Source organism: Actinocorallia sp. B10E7 (assembly GCF_039871655.1).
In the GTDB taxonomy this organism is placed as follows: domain Bacteria; phylum Actinomycetota; class Actinomycetes; order Streptosporangiales; family Streptosporangiaceae; genus Actinocorallia.
In genome coordinates this window covers 655,227-669,890 of record NZ_JBDPLZ010000005.1, presented here as the reverse complement: position 1 = coordinate 669,890, position 14,664 = coordinate 655,227, and the positions used below count along the sequence as shown (strand labels likewise).

The 14,664-nt window shown below is 72.8% G+C and carries 13 protein-coding genes; 1 reads left to right on the top strand and 12 read right to left on the bottom strand.

Features of this window, described 5'->3' with window-relative positions; all coding sequences use genetic code 11:
- Positions 1–152: 152 nt before the first annotated feature.
- The 8 genes from ABGB12_RS20995 to ABGB12_RS20960 all read right to left on the bottom strand — a co-directional run bounded on the left by ABGB12_RS20995 (position 153) and on the right by ABGB12_RS20960 (position 8,925).
- Complete coding sequence (locus ABGB12_RS20995; RefSeq protein ID WP_347680417.1) at positions 153–1,400, bottom strand: acyl-CoA dehydrogenase family protein; 1,248 nt, start codon at positions 1,398–1,400, stop codon at positions 153–155.
- Entirely contained in the window at positions 1,385–2,269 is an 885-nt protein-coding gene (locus ABGB12_RS20990) for an SDR family oxidoreductase (protein WP_347680415.1), read from the bottom strand. The genes ABGB12_RS20995 and ABGB12_RS20990 overlap by 16 nt, the downstream gene beginning before the upstream one ends.
- A 26-nt stretch (positions 2,270–2,295) precedes the next feature.
- Positions 2,296–3,156: a MaoC/PaaZ C-terminal domain-containing protein gene (locus tag ABGB12_RS20985; protein ID WP_347680413.1), complete on the bottom strand. Its 861-nt coding sequence runs from the start codon at positions 3,154–3,156 to the stop codon at positions 2,296–2,298.
- 2 nt (positions 3,157–3,158) lie between these two features.
- Positions 3,159–3,590 carry an SRPBCC family protein gene (locus ABGB12_RS20980; protein WP_347680411.1) on the bottom strand — a complete coding sequence of 144 codons (432 nt, stop codon included), beginning with the start codon at positions 3,588–3,590 and terminating at the stop codon, positions 3,159–3,161.
- Between the two features lie 30 nt (positions 3,591–3,620).
- Entirely contained in the window at positions 3,621–4,811 is a 1,191-nt protein-coding gene (locus tag ABGB12_RS20975; protein WP_347680409.1) for a lipid-transfer protein, read from the bottom strand.
- Between the two features lie 109 nt (positions 4,812–4,920).
- Positions 4,921–6,474 (bottom strand): succinic semialdehyde dehydrogenase, encoded by a 1,554-nt coding sequence (locus ABGB12_RS20970; RefSeq protein WP_347680407.1) that lies wholly within the window; start codon positions 6,472–6,474, stop codon positions 4,921–4,923.
- The gene (locus ABGB12_RS20965) at positions 6,471–7,304 is read right to left on the bottom strand and encodes an SDR family oxidoreductase (protein WP_347680405.1); all 834 of its coding nucleotides are present in this window, start codon (positions 7,302–7,304) and stop codon (positions 6,471–6,473) included. Before ABGB12_RS20965 ends, ABGB12_RS20970 begins: the two co-directional genes overlap by 4 nt.
- Positions 7,305–7,314: 10 nt before the next feature.
- Positions 7,315–8,925, bottom strand: a complete 1,611-nt coding sequence (locus ABGB12_RS20960) for an AMP-binding protein (protein ID WP_347680403.1) — start codon at positions 8,923–8,925, stop codon at positions 7,315–7,317.
- Positions 8,926–9,002: 77 nt separating this feature from the next.
- Here ABGB12_RS20960 and ABGB12_RS20955 point away from each other — a divergent pair, with 77 nt between their 5' ends.
- Positions 9,003–9,623, top strand: coding sequence for a TetR/AcrR family transcriptional regulator (locus ABGB12_RS20955; RefSeq protein WP_347680401.1), 621 nt, complete (start codon positions 9,003–9,005; stop codon positions 9,621–9,623).
- Here the strand turns inward: ABGB12_RS20955 and ABGB12_RS20950 are convergent.
- Genes ABGB12_RS20950 through ABGB12_RS20935 form a run of 4 tightly spaced genes read right to left on the bottom strand, consistent with a single transcriptional unit; the run spans position 9,533 to position 14,604 of the window.
- Entirely contained in the window at positions 9,533–11,749 is a 2,217-nt protein-coding gene (locus ABGB12_RS20950) for an MMPL family transporter (protein WP_347680399.1), read from the bottom strand. The two genes, ABGB12_RS20955 and ABGB12_RS20950, sit on opposite strands and share 91 nt — an antisense overlap.
- Positions 11,743–12,465 carry a DUF2993 domain-containing protein gene (locus tag ABGB12_RS20945; protein WP_347680397.1) on the bottom strand — a complete coding sequence of 241 codons (723 nt, stop codon included), beginning with the start codon at positions 12,463–12,465 and terminating at the stop codon, positions 11,743–11,745. Before ABGB12_RS20945 ends, ABGB12_RS20950 begins: the two co-directional genes overlap by 7 nt.
- Before the next feature lie 37 nt (positions 12,466–12,502).
- Positions 12,503–13,906 (bottom strand): HAMP domain-containing sensor histidine kinase, encoded by a 1,404-nt coding sequence (locus ABGB12_RS20940; RefSeq protein WP_347680395.1) that lies wholly within the window; start codon positions 13,904–13,906, stop codon positions 12,503–12,505.
- Entirely contained in the window at positions 13,903–14,604 is a 702-nt protein-coding gene (locus tag ABGB12_RS20935; protein WP_347680394.1) for a response regulator transcription factor, read from the bottom strand. The genes ABGB12_RS20940 and ABGB12_RS20935 overlap by 4 nt, the downstream gene beginning before the upstream one ends.
- Positions 14,605–14,664: the final 60 nt, after the last annotated feature.

Below are 14,664 nucleotides of genomic sequence, written 5' to 3'. Positions count from 1 at the left end.
CAACGAGCGAGGCGATCTCCCAGATCCCTCCTCTCCTGAAAAGCCGGATGCCATGCTTCCCCGGGCCCGCTTCGTCCGTGATGGGAGCGAGATCACGCACAGCGGACTCCGGTCGGCCGCGCGGTAGTGCGCTACCGCGCGGCCGGGGCGGATCAGCGGGTCAGGAGGTCCTTGGCGATGTGGGTCACCTGGACTTCGTTGCTCCCCGCGTAGATCATCAGAGATTTGGCGTCGCGGGCCAGCTGCTCGACCCGGTATTCGGACATGTAGCCGTTTCCGCCGAAGAGCTGGACGGCTTCCATGGCCACCTCGGCGGCTGCCTCGGAGCAGTAGAGCTTGACCGCGGAGGCTTCCGCGAGGGTGGGCTGCCGGCCCGCGCGGAGCTGTTCGACGGCGCGGAAGACCATGTTCTGGACGTTGAGGCGAGCCACCTCCATCCTGGCCAGTTTGAGCTGGATGAGCTGGAATTCGGCGATCTTCTGGCCCCACAGCTCGCGGGTCCTGGCGTAGTCGACCGACAGACGCAGGCACTCCTCGATGACGCCCAGGGACATCGCCCCCACGCCCAGGCGTTCCATCGTGAAGTTCGCGCGGGCGCTCGCACGTCCGTCCGAGAGCCCGCCGATGCCTCCCAGCAGCCGATCGGGCTCCAGGAAGACGTCGTCGAAGAACAGCGCGCCGGTGCGGGAGGAGTGCATGCCCATCTTGCGGAACGGCCGGGACTGGGTGAGTCCGTCCATGCCCCGGTCCAGAACGAAGGCCAGGACCGGGCGGCCGCGCGGAGGAACCCCGGTGCCGTCGTCGAGCTTGGCGTAGACGACGAGCGTGTCGGCGTCGGGGCCGTTGGTGATGAAGGTCTTCTGCCCCTTGAGCAGGTAGCCGTCGCCGCGGGGGGTGACGGTGGTCTTCATGCCGCCGAAGGCGTCCGAGCCCGCGTCGGGCTCGGTGATGGCCCACGCGCCGACCTTGTCGAAGGTGAGCAGATCCAGCAGCCAGCGTTCCTTCTGCTCCGGAGTGCCGCGCGACATGATCGTCCCCGCGCAGAGCCCGAGGCTGACGCCGACCGTCGAGACCATGCCCATCGACATCCGGCAGATCTCGGCGACCGCGAGCATGATCATGCCCGCCTGTTCGGCGCCGCCGATCCCGGTCGGGCCCCCGGTCCTCCGCTCACCCCGGCTCCGGGAGCGTTCGGCCGCGAGCATCCCGGCGAACGTCTCACGGGCCAGGGCGTCGATGCCGAAGGAGCGCCACAGCCCCCGGATGAGGTCGTAGGGCGGCAGGTCGCCGTGTTCGAGTTCGTCGAGCCGCGGACGCACCTCCTTCTCCAGGTACTCCCGGACGGTGTCGCGGACCAGGAGGTCGCTCTCGGACCATTCGAGCATCACGACCACGCCCATTCGGCGAGCCCGCGCCGGACCTCGTCGACGGTCCAGGGCCGGTCGGTCTCGGCGGTGGCCGCGACGGACCAGCCGGCCAGCCGCTGGATGGAGCCGCCCTGCACCGCGAAGACCTGCCCGGTGTGCGGGCATTTCTCGGTGGCGAGGTAGGCGACGAGCGGCGCGATGTTCGCCGGGGAGAAGGCGTCGAACTCGCCTTCGGCCACCTCCTGCGCGAAGATCGCGCCCATGCCCGGGGTGGCCAGGGTCAGCCGGGTGCGCGCGATCGGCGCGATGGCGTTGACCCGCACCCCGTAGCGTTCCAGTTCGTCCGCGGCGACCAGGGTCAGCGCCGCGATGCCCGCCTTGGCCGCGCCGTAATTGGCCTGCCCGGCGTTCGGCAGGGTCAGGCCGGACGCCGAGGCGGTGTTGACGACCGAGGCGTTCGGCTGCCTCCCGGCCTTGGATTCGGCCTTCCAGTACGCGGCGGCGTGGTGGAGCACCGCCGCGTGCCCCTTCAGGTGGACGGCGATCACCGCGTCCCACTGGGATTCCTCGAGCCCGGCGAGAAAGCCGTCCCGCAGGATGCCCGCGTTGTTGACGACCACGTCCAGCCGTCCGAACTCCGCGACGGCCCGGTCGACCAGTGCCCGGGCGTCCGACCAGTCTGCGACGTTCCCGCCGTCGGCCACGGCCCTGCCCCCGAGGGCCCGGATCTCCTCCACGACCTCGTGCGCGGGCCCGCTGTCCGCGCCGCTGCCGTCGTTGCCGCCGCCGAGGTCGTTGACGACCACCGCGGCTCCCTCGCGGGCGAACAGCAGCGCGTGCTCGCGTCCGATCCCGCGGCCCGCGCCGGTGATGACCGCGACGCGTCCTTCCAGTGCACCCATGTGCCTGCCTGCCTTTCCGATGGTGGTCAGTGGACGATCTCGGCGAGGCCGTCCTTGACGACGACCTCGCCGCCGACGGACGTCTCGAACGCGTAAGAGGTGACGCCGCCCGAGGTCGCGGCTCGCCAGACCCGGGTGGTCAGGTCGGAGTCGGGCAGGACGACCCGGGCGAAGCGCACGGCCAGCCGCCGCAGCCGGTGGACGTCGCCGTCCGCGAGCCCGGTGAGCACGGCCCAGGAGGTGAAGGCCATCGTGCACAGGCCGTGCGCGATGATCCCGGGCAGCCCGGCGTCCTTGGCGACCTGCTCGTCCAGGTGGATGGGCATCGGGTCGCCCGCCGCCGGGGCGTACCTGAAGGTCTGGTCGGCGTCGAGGTGCTGGGACGTCTCCAGGACGGGGGCCAGCCCGCGCAGCGTCTCGTCGAAGGCGTGCGCGGGGCCGGACTCGCCCTTCTTCGTCCCGGCGTCGAAGCCGCGGAAGAAGGCGGTGACGTACTGCTCGTTGACCAGCTCGCCGTCCTGGTCACGGCACTCGACGTGGATGGTCGAGCGGGTCCCGTTGGGCAGGCCCTCGTAGCCGATCATCCGGCCGCGCGAGACGAGCCGGTCGCCGGGGCGGATCAGGCGGTGGAAGTGGAAATCCTGCTCGCCGTGGACGAGGCGGCCGATCAGCTCGATCGGCACGACGTCCAGGGCGGGCATCATGAGCGCCTCGAAGACCGGGACGATCGCGAACACGGGCGGCGCGACGTCGCCCGCCAGGTGGGCCGGGATCGGGTCGTTGGTGGCCCGCGCGTACTCGACGATGCGCTCGCGGGTGACCTCGAACTCGGTCTCCTCGGCCCAGACGCCGAGCCCGGAGTCGTCGAATCTCAGCTCTTCGCCCATGGTCAGGCCGTCGCCTTCGCCAGGTTGTCCAGGCTCTGGGCGAGGTTCTTGGCGGCGTCCCTCTCCACGGCCTTGCCGAGCGCTCCGACGATCATGGAGCCCTCGAACTCGGCGATGATCCGGACGGTCGTGCCCTCGCCCTCGGGCGCGAGCGCGAACTCGAACCGGGACTTCACGCCCGCCATGCCCTTGCCCTCGATGACGACGCGGCTGCGGGCCTCCAGCGTCTCGACCGTCCACTCCAGCTTGTTGGCCATGCCGAGCATGACGACCTTCTCCACCAGGCGGGCGCCGACGGCCAGGGTGGCGGGCGGCTCCTCCAGCCAGCCCGCGTGGATGGTCAGCCAGTCGCCCCAGGCCGCCGGGGCGGCGATCGCGGCCCAGACGCGGTCTGCGGGGGCGGCCAGGTGCTTGCTCGTCTCGATGTGTCCCATGGGGTTCTCTCCTTCTGGTTCGGGTGTCGTTCAGCGCTCGGCGCGCTGGTAGGCGGTGACCACGGCGGCTCCGCCGAGGCCGATGTTGTGCTGTAGCGCGGCGGTGACCCCGTCGACCTGGCGGGCGTCGGCCCGGCCGCGCAGTTGCCAGACGAGTTCGGCGCACTGGGCCAGGCCGGTCGCGCCGAGGGGGTGGCCCTTGGAGATGAGGCCGCCGGACGGGTTGACGACCCAGCGCCCGCCGTAGGTGGTGTCGCCGGAGTCGATCAGGTGGCCGGCCTCGCCCTCCTTGCACAGGCCGAGGGCCTCGTACAGGAGGAGTTCGTTGGCGGAGAAGCAGTCGTGCAGCTCGATGACCTGGAAGTCCTGCGGGCCGAGCCCGGACTGCTCGTACACCTGGCGGGCGGCCTGGACGTTCATGTCGTGACCGATGAGGCCCTTGCAGGTGCCGTCGAAGGTCGTCTCGCCGAAGTCGGTGGTCATGGCCTGGCCGACGATCTCGACGGCCTGCCCGGCCAGGCCGTGGGCGTCCACGAAGTCCTCGCTCGCCAGGATCGCCGCGCCGGAGCCGTCGGAGGTCGGCGAGCACTGCAGCTTGGTGAGCGGGTCGTAGATCATCGGCGCGGCCAGGATGTCGTCGAGCGTGTACTCGTCCTGGAACTGCGCGTACGGGTTGTTCACCGAATGCCGGTGGTTCTTCCAGCCGATCATGGCGAAGTGCTCGGCGGTGGTGCCGTGCCGCCGCATGTGCTCGCGTCCCGCGGCGCCGAACATCCAGGGGGCCGGCGGGAAGCGCACCTCGGAGATCTCGGCGAGGGCCAGCATGTGCCGGGCGATGGGCTGCTCGCGGTCCTCGAAGGTGGAGCCCAGCGAGCCGGGCTGCATCTTCTCGAAGCCGAGGGCCAGCACGCAGTCGGCCTGCCGGCCGCGGATCGCCTGGGCGGCGAGGTAGAGCGCGGTGGAGCCGGTCGAGCAGTTGTTGTTGACGTTGAAGACCGGGATGCCGGTCATGCCCAGCTCGTAGACGGCGCGCTGGCCGGAGGTCGACTCGCCGTAGACGTAGCCGACGTAGGCCTGCTCGACGAGACCGTAGGCGATCCCGGCGTCCTCCAGGGCCCTGGTGCCGGATTCGCGGGCCATCTGCGGGTAGTCCCAGTTCTCTCGCCGGCCGGGTTTCTCGAACTTCGTCATTCCGACGCCGACGACGTACACCTTGCTCACGTGCTGCTCCTTGGGGTTGGGGCCGGTCGGTGAGAGACCGGCAACTAACATACATACATGAATGTATGTTTTCTAGACCGGAAGACCCCCTTCTCGGTTCGGGACGGGATCAGCGCACGCGCAGCGCGCGCAGAAGACGGAGGGAGGCGGCCACGACCTCGGCGTGACGCTCCGGGGACAGGAAGGACGGCGGCTGGAGCACCCGGACCCGCTGGACGGCCAGGCTCTGCGCCTCGGTGTACTTGAGCAGGCCCTCCGCGCCGTGCCTGCGGCCGAGCCCGGACAGGCCGAGCCCGCCCATCGGGGCGTCCATGCTCCCGTAGGCGGCCATGTGCCCGTCGTTGACGTTCACGGTGCCCGCGCGCAGCCGCGCCGCGACCCGCCTCGCCCGGCGGCGGTCGGCGCCGAAGACCGCGGCGTTGAGGCCGTACGCGGTCGCGTTGGCCGCGGTGACCGCCTCGTCGTCGGAGCCGAACCGGTACAGGGCGACGACGGGACCGAACGTCTCCTTGTCGAAGCACTCCATTCCCGGCTCGACCCCCGCCAGGACGGTCGGCTCGTAGCAGCTCGGGGAGACGTCCGGACGGGGCCGGCCGCCGGTCAGCACCCGTGCGCCCTTGGCCCTGGCGTCCTCCACGTGCGCGCCGACCTCGGCGAGCCTGCGCGGGGAGATCAGGGAGCCGACGTCGTATCCCCAGCCGTACCGGGCGCCGAGCCGCAACGCCCGCGTCGCGGCGACGAACCGGTCGCGGAACTCCTCGAAGACCCGGTCCTGGACGTAGAGCCGCTCGATGTGCATGCACAGCTGGCCCGCGTTGGTGAAGGCGCTCTCCACCGCCGCGGCCACCGCCGCGCCGAGCCTCGCGTCGTCCAGGACGATCATCGCGTTCTTTCCGCCGAGCTCCAGGGAACAGCCGACGAGCCGGTCCCCGGTGTGCCGCCCGATCTCGCGCCCCGTCCCGGTGGAGCCGGTGAACGCCACGTAGTCGGCCGTCTCGACGAGCGAGGCGCCCAGCACCGGGCCGTCGCCCAGCACCACCTGCATCAGCCCCTCCGGCAGCCCCGCCTCCGCCAGGAGCCTCGCCCCGTAAAGCGGGCTGAGCGGGGTCAGGAGGTCGGGTTTCACCAGGACCGCGTTGCCCGCGAGCAGGGCGGGCACGGCGTCGGACACGCTGAGCGCGAAGGGGTAGTTCCAGGGGGAGATGACCGCGACCACGCCCTTGGGCAGCCTCCGCTCGGTGACGCCGACCGCCAGCGGCACCATCCCGCGGCGGCGGCGCGGCCTCAGCAGGTCCGGCGCGGCCCCGAGGTAGTGGCCCGTGGTGAGCACGGGCTCGGACGCCTCGGCGAAGGCGTGCGCGCGGGCCTTTCCCGTCTCGGCCTGGATCAGGTCGGCGATGTGCTCGCGCCGGTCCAGCAGCAGCCGGTGGAACCGGGCGAAGACCCGCGCCCTGGCGCGGACGGGCGTCGCGGCCCAGCGGGCCTGCGCGTCACGTGCCCTCTCCACCGCGCTCGCCACGTTCGACGGGGTGGAGAGGGGCAGCCTGGTCAGCTCCGTGCCGGTGAAGACCTCCGTCACGGAGACTTCTCCGGAGCCCGTCGAGACGACCCTGGCGGCCAGGTCGTCCAGGAGTCCGGGGGCGAGGGCGGCGGGACGTCTCATCGCTGCTCCCCCGTCCGCGTGGCCCGCGCCTCGTAGGCCGCACGTTCGGACGTGCGGGCCGCGTCCAGCAGCAGGGACTCGCCGCCCATCGCCCGGGTGAGGCGGCGCGCGAGCCCGCGGGGGACGAGGTCCCGGACGCGCAGCGCCATGCCGAGCGATCTGGGCACGTACACCTCGGCGCGCGGCCGGCGCAGCGCGGCGACGACGGCCCCGGCGACCTCGTCCGGGGTCACCGCCCGCACCCCCCTGACCGGGGTGAGGCCGGCTGCCAGTTCGGTGCGCACCACTCCGGGCAGCACGCAGGTGACCTCGATCCCGGCGCCGCGCACCTCCGCGCGCAGGGCCTCGGAGAAGCCGACGACGCCGTACTTCGTCGCGCAGTAGGTGGCTCCGCCGGGGACGGGCAGGCGGCCCGCTCCGGAGGCGACGTTCACGATGTGCCCGAGGCGGCCGTCCCTCGGCCTTTCCCCCATCCGCCGCACGGCCTCGCGACTGCCGTGGATGACCGCGTGCAGGTTGATCGCCAACTGGGCCCCGGTCACCTGGTCGGGCTCGTCCTCCAGCCGGGCCACCGGCATGATCCCGGCGTTGTTCACCAGGACGGACAGCGGGCCGAGTTCCCGCTCCACCTCGTCGAGGAAGGCCGTGAAGCCGGGCCGGTCGGTGACGTCCAGCGGCAGAGCCAGGCAGCCCGGCGGGGCCTGCGCGGCGTCGAGGTCGCCGACCGCGACCCGGGCCCCGGCCGCCAGGACGGCACGGGCGGTCGCGGCCCCGATCCCCCGCGCGCCTCCGGTGATGACGACGACCTCGCCGTCCAGCGAACGTGACATTGTTTCCTCCTCAGGTGAGCGCGCGGCGCAGGACCTTGCCGGTCGGGGTGCGGGGCAGGTCGTCGACGAGCACGACGTCGCGGGGGACCTTGTGGCGGGCCAGGGAGCCGCGCACGTACTCCCTGACCTCCTCGGGGGTGAGCCGGGAGCCGGGGGCGGGCACGACGAACGCCTTGAGCCGCCGGCCGAACTCGGCGTCCGGGACCGGGACGACCACGGCCTCCTCGATCCCCGGATGGGAGCTCAGCAGGTCCTCGATCTCGCCGGGGAAGACGTTCTCGCCCCCGCTGACGATCATGTCGTCGTCCCTGCCGTCCACGAAGAGCAGCCCGTCCTCGTCGAAGTGGCCGACGTCCCCGGTGCTCATCAACCCGTCCAGGACCTGCCGAGAGCCGCCGCCGGTGTAGCCGTCGAAGCGGGTGCCGTTGGTGACGAAGATGCGCCCTTGGACGTTCGGCCGGTCGATCGGCCTGTCGTCCTCGTCGTAGAGGCGGATCCGGCAGCCGCGCGGGCAGCGGCCCGCGGTGCCGGGGGCCCGCCGCAGCTCGTGCGGCCGGGCGACGGTGGCGGTGGCGACCTCGGTGGAGCCGTAGAGGTTGTAGAGCACGTCGCCGAAGCGGTCGAGGGCCCGCACCACCAGATCGGGGCTCAGCGCGGAGCCCGCGCTGAGGACGATCCGCAGCCGCGACAGGTCGGCGTCGTCCACGGGGCCGAGGGCCAGGATGCGGTGCAGCATGGTCGGCACCAGCACCAGGGCGGTGCAGCGGTGCTCGGCGGCCAGCCGGACGGTCCGCGCGGCGTCGAAGCGGCGCTGCAGGACCAGGGTCGAGCCCAGCGAGATCGCCAGCAGCGCGTGCGCGAGCCCCGTCCCGTGGAAGAGGGGCGAAGCGACCAGGGTGGCCTCGCGGGCCCGCCAGGGCACCCGGTCCAGGAGCTGAGCCACGGCGTCCAGCGACCGGACCCGGCGCGGCGCCCCTTTGGGCGGGCCGGTGGTACCGCTGGTCAGCAGGACGATCGCGCCCGCGCGGCCGGGTGGCCGGGGGCGGCCGGACGGAGCCCGGCGGATCAGGGCGGCCAGGTCGATCCGGGGGGCGACCCCCAGACCTCCGGGAGGCGGCTCATCGGTCCAGGCGGTGAAGCGGGGGATCTCCCTCGGGAGGTGGCCCACCGCCTCGGCGAACTCCTCGTCATGCACGATCGCGGTGACGCCTTCCCCGCGGGCGATGTCGGCCAGTTGCGGCCCGGCCGAGCCGGTGTTCAGGAGCAGGGCCGTCGCGCCGAGCTTGGCGGCGGCGAAGAGGGAGTCCAGCAGCCAGCGGTGGTCGCGGCACAGGACGGCCACGACGCTCCGCTCGTCCAGGCCGAGGCCGCGCCAGGCGAGGCACAGGGCGTCGGACCTGCGGTCGAGTTCGGTGAAGGACAGCTCTCCGAGGTCGTCCACCAGCGCGATCCCGTCCCCGTGGCGGCGGGCGGCGGCCCGTACCGAGGCGGCCTGTGCGCCCCAGCGGCGCAGCTCCCACCGCAGCAGGGCCGGCTGGTCGGGGCGCCGGAGGTCGAGGAGACCGGCACGGGAGAACGACCGCAGGGCGTGGGCGAGATCGACGGTGCGGCGCGGATCCATCAGGGCTCCCTTCAGCAGACGCGACTAACATACATACATGAATGTATGTAAATCAACAGGCTCGGTAGGCTGTCCGCATGCCGACCACATCCGCCGGCCGCGGGCGCGCCGGACGCACCCAGGAGGAGCGCAGCGCCGCCACCCGCGAAGCGCTGCTCGAGGCCACCGTCGCGGTGCTCGCCGAAGAGGGCTACGCCGGGCTGACGACCACCAAGGTGGCGGCCCGCGCGGGCGTCACCCGGGGCGCTCAGGTCCACCACTTCCCCAGCCGGGACGCCCTGGTGGCCGCCGCGATCTCCCACCTGGTCGAGCGCACCGCCGACGACATGGCCAAGATCCTGTCCGACCGGCCCGACCTGCTGACCGTCGAGGGCCTGCTCGACCTGCTCTGGGAGCTGTTCCGCGGCCCGGTCTTCCAGGCCGTGCTCCAGTTCGTGGCGGCCAGCCCGCCCGAGCCGGAGATCCGGCAGAGCCTCATGCGGCTCGACCAGACGATCACCAGGCTGATGCTGGAGCACGCCTCGGCCTTCTTCGGAGACCACCACCACCCCGACTCCGACGACCGGCTGTTCGTCGCGTTCAACGCCATCTCCGGGCTCGCGCTGAACTATCGCTTCGTCCGGTTCGACGACGCGCTGCTCGCCGCCCGCTGGGAGCGCACCCGGGCACAGCTCGTCCGGCTGCTCACGCTGCCCTGACCCCCCGGCGGGACGTGCCCGGCGAGCGGATCGGGCAGCCGGGCGAGCCAGGCGGGCGTCCACCAGTTGGCGCGGCCCAGCAGCGCCATGGTGGAGGGCACGAGCAAGCCGCGCACCAGGAGGGCGTCCACGACGACGCCCGCCGCCAGACCCACGCCGAACATCTTGATCACCGGATCGGGGTGGAGCAGGAACCCGGCGAAGACGCCGACCATGATGAGAGCGGCACTGGAGATCACGCGGGCGGTGCCGGCCAGGCCGTCGCGGACCGCGCGCCGGTCGTCCCCGTGCCGCAGCCTGCTCTCGCGGACCGCCGTCAGCAGGAAGACCTCGTAGTCCATGGACAGGCCGAACAGTACGGCGAACATCATCATCGGGACATAGCCCTCGATCGGGACGGGAGCCTCCAGGCCGAGCGGCGCCGCTCCCCAGCCCCAGGTGAAGACGGCGGTGAGCACCCCGTAGGCAGCGCCGATCGAGACCAGGTTCATCACCACCGCCTTGGCCGCCACGACCGGCGCCCGGAACGCCAGGAGCAGCACCAGCCCGCACAGGCCGAGCACGGTGCCGATCAGCACCGGCATCCGGTCCGAGACCAGCGCCGCTAGATCGGCCTTCGCGGCCACCGGACCGCCCACGTGCTGCTCCAGGCCCGGCACGTCCGGCCGCCTGATCCGCTCCACCAGGTCCGCCGTGGCCGGGTCGCTCGGCGCGGTCGCCGGGACGACCTTCACCACGGCCGCCGACCCGTCCGGAGAGACCCTGGGCTCACCCGCCGAGGCGACGCCCTTCGTGCCCCGCAGGCTCTCGGCGAAGGCGGTGAGAGCGGGGTCGGCGGGTCCGGAGAACCGTCCGTCGGTCTCGGCGACCACGGTGAGCGGACCGTTGGCTCCCGGCCCGAAGCCCTCCTCCAGGAGTTCGTACGCCTGCCGCGTCACATTGCCGCTCTGGTCGGAGCCCGCGTCGACCTGTCCGAGATCGAGCGCGACGGCCGGGGCCGTCAACGCCCCCAGCAGCACGACCGAGCCGAGCAGCACCCGCCACGGACGCCCGGTCACCCGGTCGGCGAGTCTTCCCCAGAGGACCGACGGCTTCTCGACGGAATCACGCCGCCGGAAGACCCGCAGGGCGTTGACGCGTTCGCCGAGCAGCGTCAGGAGGGCCGGGAGGAAGGTCACCGCCGTCAGGACCGCGACCGCGACCACCAGGCCCGTCGTCCAGGCGAGGGTCCGCAACACCGGGATGCCGGAGATGGCCAGGCCGCTCAGCGCGATGACCACGGTGATCCCGGCGAAGACGACCGACGCCCCCGAGGAGCCGACCGTCTCGCGCACCGCCTCCGGGACCGGTCTGCCCTCGGCGAGCAGGGAGCGGTGGCGGCTCAGCAGGAACAGGGCGTAGTCGATGCCCACCCCGAGGCCGATCATGGTCGCCAGGGTGGCCGCGGTCGACGGGATCGAGGCCAGATGCCCGAGCAGGCCCACGGCGCCGAGCCCGCAGAGCAGGCCGACCAGCGCCGAGACGACGGGCAGCCCGGCCGCGACGGCGCTTCCGAACCCGACGAGGAGGACCACCAGTGCCAGCACGAGTCCGAACGCCTCGCTGCGCGCCGAGCCCTCCCGTTCGGCCGCGGCCGCCAGCCGACCCCCTGGCATCACCTCGACTCCGGTGGCGGCGACCGGGGCGGCGGCCGCCTCCAGGCGCTGGACGAGCGCCCCGTCGACCTCCCTGGCGGGAAGATCCAGCTCGACGGTCAGATAGCCGGTCCGGCCGTCGGCCGAGACGCTGCCCGCCTGGACGGACGCGGGCACGACCCTCGTCACGTGCTCCACGGCCCCGACCTGCCGGACGGTCCGGTCGAGCGCCTCCCGCCGGGCGGCGTCGTCCAGGGTGCCCTGGCCTGCGTGCAGCACCAAGGTCCCCGACGAACCCCCGCCCTCGCCGGGGAAGGCACGCACCTGGAGGTCCGCCGCGTACTGGGCGTCGGTGCCCGGCAGCGACAGGGTGTCGTCCGTCGGACGGCCGAACATCAGCACCGCCGCGGCCACCGAGACGACGATCATCGCCCAGGCGCACAGCACCGTCCGGGGACGCCGCACGCTCAACGCGCTCAACCGGTTCAGCACGACCGTCCTCCGTCCGCCTTCTCGGACCCGTCCACTCGGAGGTCCGCGGCCCGCATCCCGACACGCAGTCCCCCGTCCGTCACCGCCACCTCGGAGTAGGCGAGCCCGTCAGGCAGATCCGGCAGGTCCCGGCTCAGCTCGGGCTGCTCGCCGAGCCGGTCGAGAAGCCGCCGTGCGGGCAGCAGCCGGCCCAGGACCTTCACGTACTCGGGGGTGATCGTCAGCTTTCCCCCGGCCAGCGACGGCACGGCCAGGACCGTGGCGGGCACGCTGAGCCCGCCACGCCGGACCTCGGTGGAGATCGCCAGCATGCCGTTCTCATACGACAACTCCCCGCCCTGCCGCGGCAGGGCGTCCTCGATCGCGGAGAACGGCACGACGGCGTGCGCGTCCAGCCGTTCGACCGCCACACCGCCCTCGTCGGGGACGCTCACTCCGAAGAGCCGCACGTCGAGGGCCGAGACGGTGATCCCGCCGCGGCGGACGCCGTCCGCCGTGACCCGCACCTCGTCGAGTTCCCGGGTGAGCGCCTGGACCACGAAGGGAAAGCCCGACACCGAGACCTCGGGCGTGCCCTCCAGCAGGCAGGTGGCCCGCTCCGCGAGACGGTCGGCCGTCCGGTGGGCGAGGTAGCGGTCGGCTCCGGCTGCCGCGCCCGAGACCAGACCCAGGGACAGCACGATGATCGCCGCTCTGCGCGACGGACTGCGCTTCATGGGGCCCAGCCCACCAGCCCCGGTTCAAGGACCGACGTCAGGAAGATGGGAGTTCGTCATGAGTCGGCCGTGAAGGCAGCCTGACCTGGACGGTCGTGCCCTCGCCCGGGGCGCTGCGGATCCGTGCCGAGCCTCCGTGGGCCTGGGCGATCGCCGCGACGATCGGCAGGCCGAGGCCGCTGCCGGACGCGCCGCCGCGATCGGCGGACGCGGCCCGGTAGAAGCGGTCGAAGGCCCGGTCGAGGGTCTCAGGCCCCATGCCCGGCCCCTCGTCGGCGACCTCGACGACCGCCTCGTCCCCCTCCACCCGCACGGCGACGCGCGCCGGGGCCCGCGGGGGCGTGTGCGCGCGGACGTTGCCCAGCAGGTTGGCGAGGATCTGCCGGACGGCCCCCTCGTCGGCGGTCACCGTGCACGGCCCCTGCGCGTCCAGGGTGATCGGCCGGTCCGGCTCGACGGTCAGCGCGTCGGCCACCGAGTCGGCGGCCACCTGGGAGAGGTCGACCGGTCCCGGCTCCAGCCGGGGCTCCTGGTCGAGGCGGGCCAGGTAGAGCAGATCATCGATGATCTTCGCCATCCGCGCGGCCTCGTCGTCGGCCCGCCGCACCGCGTCCGGGCGGCCCTCCGGGGTCACGATGCCCAGGCGCAGCAGCTGCAGGTAGCCGCGGACCGAGGTCAGCGGGGTCCGCAGCTCGTGTGAGGCGTCGGCGACGAACCGCCGCAGCCGTTCCTCGGACCTGGCGCGGGCCGACAGGGCGCCCTCGATCCGGGCCAGCATCCCGTTGACGGCCAGGGCGAGCCTGCCCGCCTCCGTCCCGGGCGAGGCCACCCGCACCCGGCGGCTCAGGTCGCCTTCCGCGATGGCCCCGGCGGTCTCCGCGATCTGGTCCAAGGGACGCAGCCCCTGGGCGATGAGCAGCCGGGCGATCGCCGAGAGCACCGCCAGGACGGCCAGCGCGGTCAGCGACTCCACGAGCAGCAGCCGGACGACGGTGTCGCGGACCGGCTGGAGCGGCAGCGCCACGACCGCCTCGACCCGCCCGTTGGGGCCGGTGAAGGAGACCGCCCGGTACCGTCCGGCCTCGCCCGCGTCGATCGTCACCGGAACCGAGATCCCCCCGGCGGGAGGGGCGGGCGCCCGGTCCAGCAGCACGCCGGGCCTGAGGTCGCCGTTGCCGGTGGTGCCCAGGAGCGTCCCGTCCTCGCGGCGGGTCTCCACCAGGTACTCGGTCGGGGCGATGGCCGTGCGCAGCACCTCCGAGCGGTCGGTCCCGGCCAGCAGCGGGCTCTGCCTCGCGAGCGAAGCCGCCCCCTGGAGCTGGTCGTCGACCCGGCCGACCAGGTAGGAGCGCAGCGCGAACGCGCTGGTCGCCCCGGTGACCGCCAGCGCCACCACGGTCAGCGCGATCATGACGAGCAGCAGGCGGGAGCGCAGCGTCACCCCGGACCGTGCCCTTCGGCGCGCATGATGTAGCCGAAGCCCCGCTGGGTGTGGATGAGCGGGGGTCCCAGCGGGTCGAGCTTGCGACGCAGGTAGCCGACGTAGGTGTCCACCACGTTGGACATGCCGTTGTAGTCGTAGTCCCAGACCGCGTCCAGGATCTGGGCCCTGGAGAGCACCCGGCCCGCATTGGCCATCAGATGGCGCAGCAGCTTGAACTCCGTCGGCGACAACCGCAGCGGGACGCCGTTCCGGCTCACCTGGCAGGTGTCCTCGTCGAGCTCGACGTCCCCCACCCGCAGCACCGCCGGCTCGGGCTCGGCCTGGGCCCCGACCCGCCGCAGGACCGCCCGGACGCGCGCCAGCAACTCGTCCAGCTCGAAGGGCTTGGCGATGTAGTCGTCCCCGCCGTAGGTCAGGCCGGAGACGAGATCGGAACGGGAGTCGCGGGCCGTCAGGAACACGATCCCGAACCGGTGCCCCCTGGCCCGCAGGTCCCGGCAGACCGTCAGCCCGTCGACGTCGGGCAGCATCACGTCCAGCACGATCAGGGCCGGTCTGTCCGCCTCGGCCCTGGCCACGGCCTCGGCGCCCGTGGCCGCCGTGGCCACCTCGAACCCGTGGAACTCCAGCACCGTCGTCAGGACGTCCCGGATGTTGGGCTCGTCGTCCACCACGAGGATCTTCTCTGCGGCCATAACGCCTTCCATACAACCAGGGCTTCATGAGAGAACGGCGTGAACCTGCCGTGAAGACCC